The 18,565-nt window shown below is 34.0% G+C and carries 19 protein-coding genes; 11 read left to right on the top strand and 8 right to left on the bottom strand.

The features are described 5' to 3' along the window. Positions 1–17: 17 nt before the first annotated feature. From NU08_RS18245 to NU08_RS18220, 6 genes are all read right to left on the bottom strand, one after another. Positions 18–320 carry a thioredoxin family protein gene (locus NU08_RS18245; protein ID WP_008466807.1) on the bottom strand — a complete coding sequence of 101 codons (303 nt, stop codon included), beginning with the start codon at positions 318–320 and terminating at the stop codon, positions 18–20. A 73-nt stretch (positions 321–393) separates the two neighbouring features. After that, on the bottom strand, positions 394–1,629 hold the full coding sequence (locus NU08_RS18240; protein ID WP_129748537.1) for a metallophosphoesterase: 1,236 nt from the start codon (positions 1,627–1,629) through the stop codon (positions 394–396). 162 nt (positions 1,630–1,791) lie between these two features. Next, positions 1,792–1,971, bottom strand: a complete 180-nt coding sequence (locus tag NU08_RS18235; protein ID WP_129748536.1) for a hypothetical protein — start codon at positions 1,969–1,971, stop codon at positions 1,792–1,794. A gap of 105 nt (positions 1,972–2,076) precedes the next feature. Further along, entirely contained in the window at positions 2,077–3,405 is a 1,329-nt protein-coding gene (locus NU08_RS18230; protein ID WP_242502593.1) for a sensor histidine kinase, read from the bottom strand. A gap of 10 nt (positions 3,406–3,415) precedes the next feature. Continuing rightward, positions 3,416–4,090: a response regulator transcription factor gene (locus tag NU08_RS18225; RefSeq protein WP_129748535.1), complete on the bottom strand. Its 675-nt coding sequence runs from the start codon at positions 4,088–4,090 to the stop codon at positions 3,416–3,418. 185 nt (positions 4,091–4,275) lie between these two features. Further along, entirely contained in the window at positions 4,276–4,488 is a 213-nt protein-coding gene (locus NU08_RS18220) for a hypothetical protein (RefSeq protein ID WP_129748534.1), read from the bottom strand. A gap of 326 nt (positions 4,489–4,814) precedes the next feature. Here NU08_RS18220 and polA point away from each other — a divergent pair, with 326 nt between their 5' ends. After that, positions 4,815–7,649 (top strand): DNA polymerase I, encoded by a 2,835-nt coding sequence (polA, locus tag NU08_RS18215; protein WP_129748533.1) that lies wholly within the window; start codon positions 4,815–4,817, stop codon positions 7,647–7,649. Positions 7,650–7,761: 112 nt separating this feature from the next. Here polA and NU08_RS18210 read toward each other — a convergent pair whose 3' ends face one another. Then, complete coding sequence (locus tag NU08_RS18210) at positions 7,762–8,787, bottom strand: LacI family DNA-binding transcriptional regulator (protein ID WP_129748532.1); 1,026 nt, start codon at positions 8,785–8,787, stop codon at positions 7,762–7,764. Positions 8,788–8,994: 207 nt separating this feature from the next. On the opposite strand from NU08_RS18210, the gene NU08_RS18205 reads away from it, so the two are divergent. The 6 genes from NU08_RS18205 (at position 8,995) to tsf (ending at position 13,665) form a co-directional block, all read left to right on the top strand. Continuing rightward, positions 8,995–9,741 (top strand): ferritin-like domain-containing protein, encoded by a 747-nt coding sequence (locus NU08_RS18205; protein ID WP_129748531.1) that lies wholly within the window; start codon positions 8,995–8,997, stop codon positions 9,739–9,741. Between the two features lie 25 nt (positions 9,742–9,766). Further along, positions 9,767–10,579, top strand: a complete 813-nt coding sequence (locus NU08_RS18200; protein ID WP_129748530.1) for a ferritin-like domain-containing protein — start codon at positions 9,767–9,769, stop codon at positions 10,577–10,579. A 194-nt stretch (positions 10,580–10,773) separates the two neighbouring features. Continuing rightward, positions 10,774–11,229, top strand: coding sequence for a 50S ribosomal protein L13 (gene rplM / locus NU08_RS18195; protein WP_008466793.1), 456 nt, complete (start codon positions 10,774–10,776; stop codon positions 11,227–11,229). After that, on the top strand, positions 11,229–11,615 hold the full coding sequence (rpsI, locus tag NU08_RS18190) for a 30S ribosomal protein S9 (protein ID WP_012023687.1): 387 nt from the start codon (positions 11,229–11,231) through the stop codon (positions 11,613–11,615). Before rplM ends, rpsI begins: the two co-directional genes overlap by 1 nt. 176 nt (positions 11,616–11,791) lie before the next feature. Beyond that, positions 11,792–12,562, top strand: coding sequence for a 30S ribosomal protein S2 (rpsB, locus tag NU08_RS18185; protein ID WP_008466790.1), 771 nt, complete (start codon positions 11,792–11,794; stop codon positions 12,560–12,562). Between the two features lie 140 nt (positions 12,563–12,702). After that, the gene (gene tsf, locus NU08_RS18180; protein WP_073413567.1) at positions 12,703–13,665 is read left to right on the top strand and encodes a translation elongation factor Ts; all 963 of its coding nucleotides are present in this window, start codon (positions 12,703–12,705) and stop codon (positions 13,663–13,665) included. 66 nt (positions 13,666–13,731) lie between these two features. Here tsf and NU08_RS18175 read toward each other — a convergent pair whose 3' ends face one another. Continuing rightward, entirely contained in the window at positions 13,732–15,795 is a 2,064-nt protein-coding gene (locus NU08_RS18175; RefSeq protein ID WP_129748529.1) for a M3 family metallopeptidase, read from the bottom strand. 161 nt (positions 15,796–15,956) lie between these two features. Between NU08_RS18175 and NU08_RS18170 the strand changes: the two genes are divergently transcribed. The 4 genes from NU08_RS18170 (at position 15,957) to NU08_RS18155 (ending at position 18,540) form a co-directional block, all read left to right on the top strand. After that, the gene (locus tag NU08_RS18170; RefSeq protein WP_129748528.1) at positions 15,957–16,619 is read left to right on the top strand and encodes a queuosine precursor transporter; all 663 of its coding nucleotides are present in this window, start codon (positions 15,957–15,959) and stop codon (positions 16,617–16,619) included. A 22-nt stretch (positions 16,620–16,641) separates the two neighbouring features. Beyond that, positions 16,642–17,322, top strand: coding sequence for a hypothetical protein (locus tag NU08_RS18165; RefSeq protein WP_129748527.1), 681 nt, complete (start codon positions 16,642–16,644; stop codon positions 17,320–17,322). Between the two features lie 152 nt (positions 17,323–17,474). Beyond that, on the top strand, positions 17,475–17,906 hold the full coding sequence (locus tag NU08_RS18160; RefSeq protein WP_129748526.1) for a lipocalin family protein: 432 nt from the start codon (positions 17,475–17,477) through the stop codon (positions 17,904–17,906). 73 nt (positions 17,907–17,979) lie between these two features. Then, complete coding sequence (locus tag NU08_RS18155; protein WP_129748525.1) at positions 17,980–18,540, top strand: DNA-3-methyladenine glycosylase I; 561 nt, start codon at positions 17,980–17,982, stop codon at positions 18,538–18,540. The last annotated feature ends 25 nt before the right edge of the window (positions 18,541–18,565 follow it).

Here is an 18,565-nt window from a genome sequence, read left to right as displayed (position 1 = left end):
AACAAAAGAGAAGTTATTTAGACGTTAAATTGTTCCTGAACAATTCCGATTATAGTATTGGCATCAAGCTCTCCAGATTGTCTCCAGATCATTTGGCCTTCTTTGTAAATCATTAAAGTTGGAAGTCCTTTAATACGAAGTGCTTCTGCTAGTTCCTGATTTTTATCTACATCAATTTTGATTACTTTGGCTTTATCGCCAAGCGCAGCCGCTACGTCCTTAATAACAGGATGCATAGAAACTGAAGATTCATTCCAATCTGTGTAAAAATCAATTAACACTGGAACTTGGGCATTTATTAGTTCTCCAAATTTTGACATAAAACCAAAAAATTAAGTTTTTTAAATCTCTTAAAAGAAATAAATATTATACAAATGTAGCATTTTTAACGAATTAACCGACATTACGGCCTTTTTTTAGTTCAATTACTGTTATTTCAGGCATAATTCCAACTCGTCCCGGATAAGCATGAAAACCAAAACCGCGGTTAACATAAACGTATCTTCCGACGTTTTCGTACAATCCTGCCCATTGTTTGTAAATGTATTGTGCTAAACTCCATTTAAAATAGCCCGGAATCTCAATTCCGAACTGCATACCGTGAGTGTGGCCAGCAAAAGTTAGATGAAAATTCTTTGGGTGGTCTTTAATTTCGGCATCCCAGTGGCTTGGATCATGACTCATCAAAACTTTAAAATCGTCTTGATGCACATCTTTTGAAGCTTTATTCAAATCACCTGCCTTCTTAAAATTCACACCCCAATTTTCAACCCCAATTAAAGCAATTTTATCATCGCCTTTCTGAATATAAGTATGTTCGTTCAGCATTAATTTGAAACCAATTTGGCCATACAAATTTTTAATAGCTTTAAAATTTTCGTCTTTTTCTTTTTCAGAAGGCCAAGTCACATATTCGCCATAATCATGATTTCCTAAAACCGCAAACTTTCCATATTTATAATCTTTAATACGGCTAAAAGTTTCCAGCCAAGGATGCATTTCTTTGGCATGAGTGTTCACAATATCCCCAGTAAACAAAATCAAGTCCGATTCTTGTTCATTGATCAGATCAATGGCATAATTTATTTTCTCAGGATTATCAAAACTTCCGCTATGAACGTCTGAAATCTGAGTAATTTTAAATCCATCAAAAGCATCTGGAAGATCAGGAAAAAATACAGTTTGTTTGATTACTTTGAAATTATACTTCCCTTCAAAAATTCCGTAAATAATAGAAAGAAATGGAATTGCAGCCAAACCTAAAGCGATCTGACTAACAAACTTTCGCCTGTCGGGCATCATTTCTTTTCGAGGAGCATTATAAACAAAATAATTTAAGATACTGGCTCCTACTCTAAAAATATCTTCACCAAACATTATTAGCGTAAGCACAATTTTTGGCACATATACGGTCAGCATCAACCCAGTGGTAAACATAAATTGTCTAGTCTGGCCAACAGAACGATCTAGTTGCGAAAAAGAATAGATAATAAAGATTAAAACCAGTAAGCTTATAATTTGGTAACTAATCAAAACCCAGCGTGCTTTGATTAAAGTTCGAAAAGCCTGATATGAATAGAACTCAATAAATAATAAAAGAGCACATAGAATTATAAAACGAAAAATCATTTAATATATAGTTTTAAACAAAGTAACAAAGAATGAAAATTCTATTTCTTTTTATTATAAAAAATTTAACGCTGTAAAACATAAAAAAGCTGAAAGATGACTCTTTCAGCTTTAACCTACCAACCTTTAAAACTATTTAATCTTAAGACTTAAAATCTCGTATTATTTTGCTTTTGGAGTTTCTGTTTTTGCAGCTTCTGCTTTTTTCTCTCCTTTAGCTTTTTTGCTTGCTTTTTTTTCAGTTTTCACCTCTTTTGTTTTTGCTGGTGCTGGAGTTGTTTGTGCGCTTGCCATTGCAACTGTTCCTAAAACTGCTACTGCTAAAATTGCTAATTTTTTCATGACTTTAAATTTTTATGATTTGTTATTTTCATTATTTATAAGTCAAAGGTATAATCGTAAAATGAAGACAAAATGAAGAAAAAGTCTTACAGAAGATTTTAACTTTTAATTATGAATTTGAAACCATAATTTAAAAGAAGCTCCTTCTCCTACTACAGATTCTACCGTAATTTCTATATGATGAAAAGAAGCAATGCTTTTTGCAATTGCAAGCCCTAGACCCTGCCCTTCCTGATCGGAGCTGATTCTGGCAAAACGACTAAATATTTTGTCGAGCTGTGATTCATCCATTCCAATTCCGGAATCTTTTACAGAAATAAAATAATGGTGATCTGCAAAACCATCTTCTACAATAATCTTTCCTTTTGGCTTATTATATTTAATGGCATTGGTTACCAAATTATAAATCAGGATATGAATTAAAGTTTTGTTTCCAGTAAAAACAAAGCTGTTTTGCATTCTATTTTCGAACTGAATTTCCTTGTCGTCAATACGATCTTGAAGATCTTCCTGCAAGTCAGTAACAATTTCACGAAGATTAATCTCTTCATTTGCTAGATATTGATTATTATCTATTCTGGAAATCAGCAATAAATTATTGATGATTTTTTTTAGCATATCCAATGTTTTTAGCGAGCCTGCAATTTTATCGATTGCGTTGTCATCTAAAGATTCATTTTGCAACAAATTTTCGAGTTTGTTTTTAAGCAGCGCAATTGGCGTTAAAAGCTCGTGTGAAACATTAGATATAAACTGCTTTTCTTTTTTAAAAACCTCTGCAATACGATCCATCATTTGATTCAAAACAAAATCTAATTCCCTAAAATCTCGAGAAGCCGCTTTTATCGGAGTATGGTCAAATGTTTCAGGTTCGTTTACACGCCTAATTTTGGTATCAATGATTTTATAAAATGGTTTTAAAAGGTATTCGATATAAAAAGTATCTGCCAAAAAAGTAATCAATAGAATGATTACAAAAACAATGATAATAAAAAGCTTTATTACAAAAGTTAAATCGTTTACCTCGCTTAAACTGCTTCCAATTTCAAGCTGATAATCTTGCCCTTCGTAAGTAAAATGATGCTGTAATATTCTGTATTCGCTTTCTTCATTTTCAATTTTACGATATTCGTTTGTAAAAGTTGTTTTTTTCTGATGCGGTTTTATCGGCATTTTTGAAAGCACCAAAAACTCGCTGTGGAGTGTCGAAAATTCAGAAAAAGTTTGAGTCGAATCATCTTGATTTTCCATAAAATCATTGATTTCCGCTTGGTTAAGATGCTCGATAAATTTTTTCTTTTTCTCTAGCAGACTATTATTAATATGATGATAGACCACATTTTCTACCAAAATAGGAAGCATTAGCCATAAAATTAAAATGACCAGCAGTCTGGTCAATGCATTAAAAATGGCTAATTGATGTTTTATTTTCACAAGAATAGTTTTATTCGTTTATACGATAACCAACATTTCGAACCGTCTCAAACCAATCTATAGCAGTATGTTTGTCTAATTTTTTGCGAAGGTTTCGAACATGAACATCGATAAAATTAGAATCTGAATTAACTTCTAAAATATCTCCCCAAATATGTTCGGTCAATTGCAGTCTTGTAATTACACGGTTTTTGTTGAGGACTAAATACTGAAAAACATCAAATTCTTTTTTGGTAAGACTTAACGGAATTTCATTAAAACTTACTTTATAATCCTGAAGCTGCAACAAAAAACCATGAATACTCAAATTGTTTAAAGTAAAACCATGAATCCTGCGAATCACGGCAAACAATCTCGCCGCCAGTTCTGTCAAGGCAAAAGGCTTCGTCAAATAATCATCGGCTCCAAGATGAAGTCCGTTAATCCTGTCATCCAATTCTCCTCGAGCAGTAAGCACAATTACTGCAATTTTTGATTTAGTTTTTCGAACAGCCTGCAAAACTTCAAAACCATCACCATCAGGCAAACCCAAATCGAGCAGCATCACGTCATAATCATTACTACCAAATTCTTCAAGAGCATCTGCACAATTATGCGCAATTTTACAGATGTAGCCAGCGTTGCATAAAAAATCGTAAACTTCTACAGCAAGTTCTTTATTATCTTCAACAATTAAAACATTCATAAACAAAGCATTTAAGCACAACTAAAATTAATCAATTATCAAAAATCCAGCTGTACATTATTAAAAAATTAACGAATGAAAAAAGCTGACAAATTTCTTCATCAGCTTCTTCAATCGCATTCTCATAATCATTATTCCTGTTTTGCTTTCGTTACAATGCTACAAAAACAAAACGAGAGCAATTTTTATTTTTTCATTTTAGCGGTTTCTGGTTTAGCAGCTTCCGTTTTTGAAACTTCATTTTTTCCTGATTTTACTTTTTTATCAGATTTGTTTTTTGGGTGTTTTGTTGCTTTTACTTCTTTTGCAGGAGCCTCTTTACCATCTTTTGCAGGAAATGCATGAACCATTGCACTTGTTCCTAAAACTGCCACTAATACCATTAATAAATTTCTCATGATTTCTAAGATTTAAGAATTAATACCTTTTATTTTACAGATCAAAATTACCTTCGCAACATGAAGAGAAAATGAAGAAATCCCTGAATAAAAAATTTTAACTTGATATTAACTTTTGTGGTTTTTTCTACCATATAAGTTATATAAGTTCATTTAAAAACTCTTCACAAATATGTAGACGCACTGCAGTGTGTCTCTACAAGCACGTCTCTACGGGTGCGTCTCTACTAAAATGAACTTATATAACTTATATGGTGGAAAAAAAATCTTGTTAGTCTAATTTTTGAGAACCCAATTGTTTATTTTTACAGACTAATATTTTTAATATGTCAACTCAAAAACGCCTTTTTCTTCTAGATGCTTATGCACTAATTTTTCGTGGTTATTATGCTTTTATTAAAAACCCGAGAATCAACTCAAAAGGAATGGATACATCTGCAATTATGGGTTTTATGAACTCGCTTTTGGATGTTATTAAAAGAGAAAAACCAGATCATTTGGCCGTTGCTTTTGATAAAGGAGGAAGCCATGTGAGAACCGAAATGTTTGTAGAATACAAAGCAAACCGAGACGAAACTCCAGAGGCAATTAAGATTGCTGTTCCGTATATTCAAGAATTATTAAGAGCCATGCATATTCCGATTATTGAACTTGAAGGCTGTGAAGCCGATGATTTGATTGGAACAATTGCAAAACAAGCCGAAAAACAAAACTATCAGGTATTTATGGTAACGCCCGACAAAGATTTTGCTCAATTGGTTTCTGAGAATATTTTTATGTACAAACCTGCCCGAATGGGTAACGGAATCGAAATTTGGGGAGTTCCTGAGGTTTTGGCAAAATTTGAAGTGGAAAGGCCAGAACAAGTAATTGATTTTCTTGGAATGATGGGTGATGCTGTCGATAATATTCCTGGACTTCCTGGTGTTGGTGAAGTAACTGCCAAAAAATTCCTGAAAGAATTTGGCACTATGGAAAACCTTTTAGCAAATACTGATAAGCTTAAAGGTAAAATGAAAGAGAATATAGAAGCCAATAAAGAAAAAGGAATTCTTTCTAAAAAGCTGGCAGCCATTATTACCGATTGTGATGTTACTTTTAATGAAGAAGATTACGAACTTTCTCGTCCAGATATCGAAAAAACAGATGCTATTTTTCAGGAATTAGAATTCAGAAGAATGGCTGAGCAGTTCGATAATTTATTTAGAACAGATGGCGGCCAGACAGCTGCTACAACTCCAGATGCAAAACCAGCTAAAAAAGCGGCTGCTAAAAGTCAAGACCAATTTGATCTTTTTGGAGGTACAGAAGATGAAGATACAGATACTCCAAGAACTTCTTTCTATAACACTTTAGAAAATACAGAGCATTTTTACCAAACCATTCAAGGCGATTTAGGTATTAAAATGCTTTTACAGAATTTACAAAAACAGACTTCAGTTTGTTTTGATACTGAAACCACTGGAATTGATGCTCTACACGCAGAATTGGTTGGAATGTCTTTTGCTTATGAAAAAGGAAAAGCATTTTATGTTCCGTTTCCTGAAAATCAGGAAGAAGCAAAAGCTTTGGTAGAAAAATTTGTCCCGTTTTTTGAAAATGAAAATATTGAGAAAATCGGACAGAATTTAAAATACGATTTAAAAATCCTTTCTAATTATGGCGTTAGTGTAAAAGGAAAGCTTTTTGATACTATGATTGCGCATTATCTGATTAACCCAGACATGCGTCATAATATGGATATTTTGTCAGAAACTTATTTGAAATATTCTCCAAAATCTATTGAAACTCTTATTGGTAAAAAAGGGAAAAATCAGCTTAATATGCGCGATGTTCCTTTGGAAGATATTAAAGAATATGCAGCTGAAGATGCCGATATTACGTTACAATTAAAAGAAATCTTCACAACTCAATTAGACAAAACCGAAACTAAAAAGTTATTTGATGAAATCGAAATTCCGTTAGTCAGTGTTTTGGCTGATATGGAAATGGAAGGTATTCGTTTAGATGTTGATTTTCTAAAAGAAATGTCTAAAGAAATGGATGTCGAAATCAAATCTTTGGAGCAGAAAATATACGAAACAGCTGGTGAGAAATTCAACCTAGCTTCTCCAAAACAATTAGGCGATATTTTATTTGATAAACTTAAAATTGGCGGAGCTAAGCAAAAGAAAACCAAAACGGGACAATATGCAACCGGCGAAGAAGTTCTAACTTATTTGGCAAATGACAACCCAATTGTAAAAGATATTTTAGATTGGCGCCAGATGGTAAAACTGCAAAGCACTTATATTTTAGCTTTACCAGAACAGGTTGACAAAAAGACTTTACGCGTTCATACTGATTATATGCAGGCGGTTGCTGCAACTGGGCGTTTGAGTTCTAATAATCCGAACTTGCAAAACATTCCAATTCGTACTGAGAGAGGGCGCCAGATTCGTAAAGCTTTTGTCGCACGCGATGAAAACCATACTTTAATCTCTGCCGATTACTCGCAAATTGAATTGAGAATTATTGCCGCTTTAAGTGGTGAAGAAAATATGATTGCCGCTTTCCAAAACGGTGAAGATATTCACAGAGCAACAGCTGCAAAGGTTTTCAATGTTGCTTTAGAAGAAGTTTCCCGCGAACAAAGAAGTAATGCTAAAACGGTAAACTTCGGAATTATATACGGTGTTTCTGCTTTTGGATTAAGCAGCCAGACTTCACTTTCTAGAAGCGAAAGTGCCGCTTTGATCGATGCATATTACAAAACTTATCCGCGTTTGAAATCTTATATTTCAGAACAAGTCGAATTTGCACGCGAAAAAGGTTATGTACAAACTATTTTAGGCCGTCGTCGTTACTTAAAAGACATTAATTCTGCTAACGCCGTTGTAAGAAGCGCCGCTGAGCGAAATGCTGTAAACGCGCCAATTCAAGGAAGCGCTGCCGATGTGATTAAAATTGCCATGATCAATATTCATAAAAAACTTCGTGACGAAAACTGGAAGTCTAAAATGCTTCTTCAGGTGCATGATGAGCTTGTGTTCGATGTTCACAATGATGAACTCGAAAAAATCCAGCCTATGATCAAACACGAAATGGAAAACGCTTTTAAAATGTCGGTTCCCTTAGAAGTTGAACTTGGTTTAGGTAAAGACTGGCTAGAAGCGCATTAATTATAATTTTAGATTGCAGATTGTTGATTTTAGACTTTACAACTCTTGAAAACAATCCAATTTTACAATTCATAAAAAAAACCATCAGTTTTTGCTGATGGTTTTTATTTTTTTATTTTTTTCGAGTTGATTCTCTTTCTTTCAATTTTGTTTTGATTACGATTGTTTCATAATCTGAAACTGTTCCTTCTGGCTCTTCTAATCTTTCGATCAATCTTTTGGCAGCAACTTCTCCAATTTCAACTCCATGCTGGCTTACTGTAGTCAAACTTGGCGATAAACGTCTTGAAGCTAAAATTCCGTCGGCAAAACCAATAATCGAAATATCTTCTGGAACTCTATATCCTTTTTTCAAACTTACTCTTAACGCTGCAACCGAATCATTTTCGTCCAAAGCAAAAATTCCGTCAATTTTATTATCAAAAAGAGAATCAATTTTAGCTTTCATATCTTCTTCAGAATCGGTACGAAGAATGATTTTTTCATTAACCGGAATATTATTGTCTTTTAAAGCTTTCAAATATCCGTCGGCTCTTAATTTTCCAACACTTAAATTATCTACAGACGATATTAAAGCAATGTTTTTGCATCCAAGATTAATCAAATGCTGTGTCGAGTTTAATGCCGAATCAAAATCATCTACGACAACCTTATCGCAATCTACTTCATCAGCAATACGATCAAACATCACGATTGGAGTTCCGTCGTTAATTATTTCAGAAAAATGATTGTAATCTTGAAGTTTTTGAGCTTCTTCTGAAACCGAAAGAATAAATCCGTCAATAGTTCCATTACTCAACATTTCAAGCGTGTGGATTTCTTTTTCTAAAGATTCGTTAGAAATACAAGTAATTACATTATATCCTTTTTTATCGGCGACTTTCTCAATACCGCTAAAAACTTTCGCAAAGAAAGAATTTAGAATATTAGGAATAATTACTCCTATCGTTTTGGTTTTACGATTTTTCAAATTTAGACCAATAACATTCGGCTTATAATTTTTGAGTTTGGCATACTCCTTAATCTTAACCTTCGTTTGCTCACTAATTTCCGGACTGTCATTCAATGCTTTAGACACTGTTGACACAGAAACTCCTAGTTCTTTCGCAATTTGTTTTAGAGTTGCTTTAGCTTTCATCTATAAAAGTTTATGTAATTAATACAAATATAGTAGAATTACCGAAAATAAAACAAAAAACAGCCTTTTGTCTTTTAAATTATACCACCTATTCGAAAAAAATCCATAAAAGAAGATTTTTATAAAACCGTATCCCTTAAAATTTCGTTAATAATAAAATACCAAACAACTAAGACCAATGTTGTTAACCTAATAAAAAACTTGATTATGAAAAACGAAGTTAAAATTCATGAAGTTGATCCTTCACTGAATAGCAGAAGGAGCTTTCTTAAGCTCAGTGGATTAACATTAGTAACCACAGGTTTGGTTCTAGCTGGCTGCAGCGATAATGATAATGACAACAATATGGAAGACACTTCTCTCCCTGGAGTAAGAAATGGTGTTTTCGATTTGGGTTCGGGAGATTTTGGAGTGTTAACCTATGCGTACGCCCTAGAGCAGCTAGAAGCAGACTTTTATACTAAAGTTGTAAATTCTACAAGCTTTAATACAGTATTTAATGACACTGAGCGTCAAGTTTTGACTGACTTATATCATCACGAAGTAGTTCATAGAGATTTTTTTAAAGCAGCTTTGACTGGTGCACTTCCAGATCCTAGTTCACAACTGCTTCCTTCTTTAGCCTTTAATTACGGTTCTTTAAATTTTAATAGCCGTACAGAAGTTCTTGCCACTGCAAAAGCTCTTGAAGACACAGGCGTTGCCGCTTACAATGGAGCTGGAAGATTAATTAAAACTGCCGATTACTTATTATTAGCAGGGAAAATTGTTTCAGTTGAGGCCAGACATGCATCGGCCATAAGAAGTTTGATCAATCCGAATTCTAAAGATTTTGCTGGAGACGATATCGTAAATATGTCAACAGGGTTAGATGATGCAAAAGATCCATCTAAAATTCTGCCGATCGCTGCTGGTTTTATTACCACAAAATTTACAGCTAAATACTTGCCTTAATCTTAACCGCTAAAACTTAGAAATTATGAACATTTTAAAATTTATAGAATCCTTTACTGATGACAATTTAATGAACAGTACTGGTTCACGCAGAGACAGTTTTTCTCATTTTGGAAATATTGGAAAAAATTTAGCATTAGCGTCAATTCCTTTCGGATTGTCGGCTCTTACCAATAAAGCTTTCGCTAAAGACATAACAGCAACGCCAGCAACACCAATTGGAGCTCTTCAGTTTGCTTTAACCTTAGAGTATCTTGAAAATGAATTTTACGCAATGGCATTGGATTCTGGTGTTATTCCAGCTTCTGAAAATGGTGGACGCGATTTAAAAGTCTTTCAACAAATTGCAGATCATGAATCTGATCACGTCAAATTTTTAATTGCTGGATTGGGCGGTACAATGAGCCCTAACTTTGTTCCTAAACCCACTTTTGACTTTACTGTAGGAGGCGCATTTGATCCTTTTAATGATTATCCGACCTTTTTAGCTTTAGCGCAAGCTTTTGAAGATACGGGAGTCAGAGCGTACAAAGGGCAAGCCGCAAATTTGATAACAACGCCAGATTTATTGACAGCAGCATTGCAGATTCATTCTGTAGAAGCTCGCCATGCTTCTGAAGTAAGAAGATTAAGAGGTTTAAAAGGATGGATTTCCAATTCTGACCGAGGTGCTGGAATGCCAGCAGCCACTCAACCTGTTTATGATGGTGAAGGCGTAACGGTACAAGCAGGATTTAATACCGCTGCCGCATTTGGTGCCGCGGCCGGTTCAGAAGCTTATGATGAACCACTTACAACGCAACAAGTAGTCGATATTGCCAATATATTTATTGTATAATCGATTTCCTATCTAAATATTTAACCGTCTTTACTTTATTGTAGAGACGGTTTTTTTATACATTAATTAATTCAAAAACTGAGTCCCTGATTTTCAGCAGATAAAATATTCTTTCAGGTATTTGGTTTTAAAATAATTAATTGTACTTTTGCATCCCCTTTATTGGGGATGGAATGTTTAATTAAAATAATATTATGGACGCATTAAGCTACAAAACAGTTTCAGCAAGCAAAGCCACTGTAACTAAAGAGTGGATTGTTGTTGACGCTGAAGGTCATAACTTAGGACGTCTTGCTTCTAAAGTTGCAATGATCTTAAGAGGTAAGTACAAGCCAAGTTACACACCGCACGTTGACTGTGGAGATAACGTAATTGTTATCAACTCAGAAAAAATTAACCTTACAGGTACAAAAATGAATGACAAAATTTACATGCGTCATACAGGTTACCCAGGAGGACAAAGAACTTTAACTGCTAAAGTATTGCAAGCTAAAAATCCAGCTGCATTAGTAGAAAAAGCTGTAAAAGGTATGTTACCTAAAAACAAATTAGGTGCTGAACTTTTTAGAAATCTAAATGTTGTTGTAGGATCTGAGCACAAACACGGAGCTCAAAAACCTAGAACTGTTAACCTAAATGATCTTAAGTAATGGGAGTTATTCACAAAATCGGTAGAAGAAAAACCGCTGTTGCACGTGTATACGTTTCTGAAGGAACTGGAAACATCACTGTAAACAAAAAAGAATTCGCAACTTACTTTCCAACTGCAACTTTACAATACAAAGTTTTACAACCATTGTCTATGACAGAAAATGTAAACAACTTTGACGTAAAAGTAAACGTTTACGGAGGTGGTACAACTGGTCAGGCAGAAGCTGTAAGAATGGCATTAGCACGCGTAATGTGTGAAGTTAACGCTGAAAACAGAGGAATCCTTAAACCAGAAGGTTTATTAACAAGAGACCCTAGAATGGTTGAACGTAAGAAATTCGGTCAGAAGAAAGCTCGTAAGAGATTCCAATTCTCTAAACGTTAATATTACCTGTCTTGTTCAGATGGGACAAGACATTATCAATTATTTATTGAAATTAAAAAACACAGTTATTGTTGCTCTCCTATCGAGGTAGGATATAGTTTAGCATCTAAATGTATGAAGCCTGGGAAACCGCCATTCAGACATTGCTAATCAACAGAACGTAAACTAGTACAAAAATGGCAAACAAAATAGAAGTAAAAGAATTACTAGAAGCAGGTGTTCACTTCGGACACATGACTAGAAAATGGGATCCAAACATGGCTCCTTACATTTATATGGAGCGTAATGGTATTCACATTATCAATCTATATAAAACTGCAGCTAAAATTGAAGAAGCTAATGAAGCTTTGAAAAAAATCGCTGCATCAGGTAGAAAAATCTTATTCGTAGCTACCAAAAAACAAGCAAAAGACATCGTTGCTGATAAAGCAAAAGCTGCAAACATGCCTTACATCACTGAAAGATGGCCAGGTGGAATGTTGACTAACTTCGTAACTATCAGAAAGGCAGTTAAAAAAATGTCTTCTATCGATAAAATGAAGAAAGATGGTACTTTCAACACTTTATCTAAAAAAGAGCGTTTACAAGTTGATCGTCTACGTGCTAAATTAGAGAAAAACTTAGGTTCAATTGCTGATATGTCAAGACTACCTGCAGCATTGTTCGTAGTAGATATCAAAGCTGAACACATCGCAATAAAAGAAGCTCAAAAATTAAACATTCCAGTTTTCGCAATGGTTGATACGAATTCAGACCCAAGAGAGGTTGATTACGTGATTCCTGCAAATGATGACGCTTCTAAATCAATTGACAAAATTTTATCTTTAGTAACTACTGCAGTAATCGAAGGTCTTTCTGACAGAGGTGCTGAAAAAGAAGTTGAAGCTGCTGAAGAAGCTCCTGCTGTTGAGGCTGAAGCTGCTCCTGCAACTGAAACTGAAGAATAAATCAAATTTTAAATTCCAAATTTTAAATTCCAAATTCCAAATACAAAATTAAAAACGTTATGTTGATAATTTAATAAAATTGGAGTTTGGGATTTAAAAGCTGGAATTTTTTACTTTTAACATTAAAAATTCAAAATATTATGTCAACAATTACTGCTGCAGACGTAAATAAATTAAGACAATCTACAGGTGCCGGAATGATGGACTGTAAAAAAGCTTTAGTTGAAGCTGAAGGAGATTTCGATAAAGCGATACAAATCCTTAGAGAAAAAGGACAAAAAGTTGCTGCTAACCGTTCTGACCGTGAGTCTGCTGAAGGAGCTGCTGTTTCTTTTATCAATGCTGACAACACTAAAGGAGCTATCATCACTTTAAACTGCGAAACTGACTTCGTAGGTAAAAACGAAGCTTTCGTTGCTTTAGCTAAAGATTTAGTAGAAAGAGCTATCAACTTCTCTACAAAAGAAGAATTATTAGCTTCTGATTTCAACGGAATTACAGTTGCTGAGAAATTAATCGAGCAAACTGGAGTTATCGGTGAGAAAATCGAAATCGGTGGTTTCGAAATTTTAGAAGGTGCTTACGTTGGATCTTATGTTCACGTTAATAAAATTGCTGCTTTAACTGCAATTTCTGCTCCCGTTGCTAACGCTGAAGCTTTAACAAAAGACATCTCTATGCAAGTTGCTTCTATGGGAGCTGACACATTATCTTACAAAGATTTTGATCCTGCTTTCGTTGAATCTGAACTTGCTGCTCGTATTGCTGTAATTGAAAAAGATAATGAAGAAGCAAAACGTTTAGGAAAAACTTTGAAAAATGTTCCTAAATACATCTCTTTCTCTCAATTAACTCCAGAAGTTATCAAACAAGCTGAAGAAGATGCTAAAGCTGAATTAAAAGCTGAAGGTAAACCAGAGCAAATCTGGGACAAAATTCTTCCAGGAAAAGTACAACGTTTTATCTCTGATAACACAACTTTAGATCAAGAGAAAGCTCTTTTAGATCAAAACTTCATCAAAGATGACAGTAAAAAAGTTGGTGATTACGTAAAAGGATTCAATGTTGAAATCACTGGTTTCAAAAGAGTTACTTTAGGTTAATATATTATTTTCAATATTAAAAAGCCCGAATATTTATTTATTCGGGCTTTTTTATTCTTACATAAATTAACTTTCAACTGGAAAATTTCTTGCTCTCATCAATGCATCAGATTTCGGGGCATGCCCTCTAAAATTCTCATACATTTCTTCATTATCAATAGTATTTCCAACACTTAAAACTGTTTTATAAAGTCGCTCGGAAACATTTTTATCAAACGGCCCTTCTGCTTCCAAAAAAGCCTCATAAGCATCTGCATTGATAACATCTGCCCACAAATAACTGTAGTAACCAGCCGCATAACCGTCACTTGAAAAAATATGTGCAAATTGCGGAATTCTGTGCCTCATTGCAATTTCCGAAGGCATATTAATTTCAGTTAAGACTTTCTCTTCAAATGCATGCGGATCAATTATATCAGTTGTTAAATGCAATTTCATATCGACAAAAGAACTAGAAATCGTTTCGACCGTTGCAAAACCTTCGTTAAAGTTAGCCGCTTTTCCTATTCTTTCTACCAATGACTGCGATAATGGTTCGTTTGTTTTATAATGAAGCCCAAACTTGTTTAAAACCTCAGGCGTTGCCAGCCAATGCTCTAATAGCTGAGATGGAAACTCGACATAATCTCTTGCAACAGAAGTTCCTGAAAGGCTCGGATACGTAACATTAGAACACAATCCATGAAGTGCATGTCCAAATTCATGAAATAAAGTCGTGGCATCATCCCACGAAATCAAAACAGGCTCACCACTATTTCCTTTAATAAAATTGCAATTGTTTGACACAATAGGAAGCACATTACCTGTTATTCTCTGCTGATCTCTATGCGAATTCATCCAAGCTCCGGAACGCTTTCCTGTACGTGCATAAGGATCAAAATACCAAAGTCCTATCGCTTCTCCTGTATTTTTATTATTCACTTCCCAAACTCGAACATCAGGATGATAAACCGGAACATCAAATAATTGCTTAAAACCTAAGTTAAACAATTCACCAGCCGTCCAAAACATTCCTTCTCGCAAATTTTCCAGCTGCAAATATTGTTTAATTTCATTCTGATCTAAATCATATTTCGCCTTTCGTACTTTTTCTGCGTAATAACGGTAATCCCAAGGCTGAATTTTAAAATCTCCACCTTCTTCATCCACCATTTTTTGCATAGCCGAAACGTCATTTTTTACTTTTTCTACAGCAGGTTTCCAAACAGAATGCATCAAATCGAGCGTTTTCTGCGGATCTTTAGCCATTTTATTTGACAAACTCCACTCGGCAAAATTCGAAAAGCCTAAAATCTTTGCTTTTTCAGCCCTTAATTTTAGAATTGACACAAGTGTTTCATTTGTATCATTTTCGTTCTTATTATCGCCTCGTTTCACGAAAATATCAAAAGCTTTTTCTCTTAAATCTCTTCTGTTTGAGAAAGTCAGAAAAGGTTCAATGGAAGATCTAGTGTTTCCAATACAGCCTAAAGCAGTAAGATTTCGCTCTTTTGCTTCGGCAATAGCTGCATTCTTAAATTCTTCAGGCAAACCGTCAAAATCAGCTTCTGTATTTAGCTCTATATATTGATTGTTTTCTTCTGCAAGTAACTTTTGACTAAAAGCAGTAAAAAGTCCCGCTAATTCCTGATTAATCTTAGCTACTTTCTCTTTATCTTGAGCTTTTAGCTCTGCTCCTTCTCTAACAAAATCGGTATAATAAAGCCATAATAAACGTTGCTGTTCTTTCGTTAAATTCTTCTTTTCATCTGATTTGTACAAGGCTTCAATTCTAGAGAATAGTTTTTCATTCTGATACAGTTTATCATTAATCTCTGCTAATTTTGGCGACATTTCGGTATCTACTACGTTAAATTCTGGAGTGCTCAAATTAGATCTGTAAATACCGTAAACAGCCTGAATTTTATCTAATTTTTCTCCTGATAACTCCAACGCTTCAATTGTATTTTTAAAAGTCGGTTTTTCTACATTATTTGCAATTGCATCAATTTCTTCTAATTTTTCTTTAATTGCGAATTCTATTGCGGGCTTAAAATCTGAAACTTTATAGGCCGTAAAATCTGGAACTCCTCCGTAAGGCCCAGACCAATCTTTTAACAATGGATTATCTAATTCTATCGGTGTTTTCATAACAAATGCATTAATTAATTTTGTGCAAAATCTGACTGCCAAAAAATGCAACAGAATCTCAAAATTAACCAATCGAAGGCAAACTTCATACGCTAACGAATTATAGTTTCAAAGATTTAAAAGAAATAGTTTATTTTTGAAATATCAATACCAAAAATCAAATGTTTAGAACCAGAAAAGAAATTGTTTTTGTAATTTTAGCAGGAATATTTATTACCAATGCTGTTGTTGCTGAGTTAATTGGAGGAAAGTTAATTCAAATTGGGCCTTTTGTCATGAGTATAGGAATTCTACCTTGGCCAGTTGTATTTCTAACTACCGATTTGATTAACGAATATTTTGGCGAAAAAGGCGTAAAAAAACTTTCTTTCATAACTGCATGTCTGATTGCATATGCTTTTTTAATACTTTTTATGGCGATTACTATTCCAGCTGCAAAAGGAATTAGCCCAGTAAACGACGATCAATTTCAAGCCGTTTTTGGGCAGAGTATGTGGATTATTGTTGGAAGTTTAATCGCTTTCATGGCATCACAGCTTATTGATGTGTGGATATTTTGGTTCTTTAAAAACAGAACCGGCGAAAAGAAAATATGGCTGAGAGCAACCGGTTCTACTGTTATTTCGCAATTATTTGATTCGTTTATTGTTTTAGGAATTGCATTTTGGCTTCCCGGAAAAATTGATTTCGACACCTTTATATCTTCAGGATTAATAGGATACACTTTTAAACTAGCAATAGCTATCTTATTAACTCCAGCAATTTATTTAGGACATCATTTGATTAAAAAATATTTGGACGAAGATCCTGCACATAAAGGATAAAGAATAAAAAAATATTTAGGTCATGAAAAAAAATTACTTGCTTATTTTATTCTCTGCTACCTATCTCTTTTTAAGCTGTGGCAATGATGAAAAAAGACAGTCCCAAAAAGTCATTCAGTCTGTCAATAACCTGACACCTGCTACTGTGAAAGTAAATCCAAAGATTTCTTCAAAAACTATCACAGCACCAAAAGAATTTGAGTCAAAAAAGACTGTTGTCCCAAAAAATCCTTTTTCAGTCAAAAATCCAATAGATTTTAAACCGATAAGTTCCCAAACTACAAATAACACAGCCATTCCCCCAACTTCTATAAAAAAAGAAGTTAACGACAAGCTTTTAAATTTTGTCAATGTCCGTAAAATATTAGACAATTGTAAAATGGGTCAGACCATGACTCAGAAAGAACTAACAGAACACTTTGAAATTCCAGCGGAAGCAGTAAAATTAGTAAAAAGTGTAACTAAAACAGCCGAAAACGAGTTGGCTGTAAAATGGCAATCTACTTGGCTAGTGGAGCGAATATCTGATGCAGAATTGGAAGATGGCAAAATGAAGGTAGTTTTTAAAGCCAATAAAATGTATACTTCTGGAAATGCGATTGGCATTAAATACAACAGGAAAATTTATAATAATTTAGTAATAATTGGTCGTTCAGCTTATATTCCGAGCGTAAAAGGATATAGCTGGCAAATTGGAAGATAATGGAAAACTAAACAAAAAAAGACAGATTCACCTGACACACAGTCAATTACAAATCAATAACAAAAAATACGAAAAAACTTATTAGAAATCCTTGGTTTTATCTTAAAAGATTTTACTTTTGCCAAACATTTAACAAATAAAATCTACCAAAAATGAAAAAACTAAGCATTCTTTTTGTGTCAATCTTGACATTAGGTTTAACAGCGGTTTCTTGCAGCAGTGATGATGACAAGGACGGCGGATCAATTGAAGGAAAATGGGAAGTAACTCACCAAGGAGCAATTCTAAATGGCCAAGAGGTGATACAACCTTATGATAGTGAAGGCTGTGAAATTCCATCAATGACTTTTACTAATGATGGAAAATTCATCGATATCACATCAGAATATTGGGATTCAAAATGTAGCACCTATACTGAAGATGGAACTTGGAAAAAAGATGGAAATACATTAACTCTAAAATATAGTGATGAGGAGGTTAAATGGGAAATCTCTGAATTAAGCAGTAGTACGTTAAAAGTAAAAATGACATATTCTGAAGGAGGCATATCAGTAAGTGCTGTTTCTATATACAAGAAAAAGTAATTCAAAAAAATAAGTTTACCAAAAGCTTCAGACTTCATAGTTTGAAGCTTTTTTTATACATTTAAAATAAAAAATGGAACCAATAAGATGCGGCTGGTGTTCTGCCAGCGATTTATATAAAAAATATCATGATGAAGAATGGGGAACTCCAGTTTATGACGACCCGACTATTTTTGAGTTTTTAATTCTAGAAACTTTTCAAGCAGGTTTAAGCTGGATTACTATTTTAAACAAAAGAGAAAACTTCAAAACTGCTTTTGATAATTTTGACCATAAAAAAATTGCTGATTATTCTGAAGAAAAAATAGAAGAATTGATGCAAGATACAGGAATCATCCGCAATAAACTTAAAATTAAATCGGCTGTTACAAATGCTCAGGCTTTTATGAAAGTCCAAGAAGAATTTGGAACTTTTTCTGATTACATCTGGAAATTTACTGACGGAAAACCGATTGACAATAAGCCAAAAATGCTAAAAGATATTCCAGCAACCACTCCAATTTCTGATGCCATCAGTAAAGATTTAAAAAAACGCGGTTTCAAATTCGTAGGTTCAACAGTCATTTATGCTCACATGCAGGCGACTGGAATGGTCAATGATCATGTGGAAGATTGCTGGACAAGAAATAAATAGTTTTCAGTTGCAGTTTCATTTTTTT

The sequence above is a fragment of the Flavobacterium anhuiense genome, assembly GCF_004151235.1.
GTDB lineage: Bacteria > Bacteroidota > Bacteroidia > Flavobacteriales > Flavobacteriaceae > Flavobacterium > Flavobacterium anhuiense_A.
This window is presented reverse-complemented; position numbering and strand designations above follow the sequence as displayed.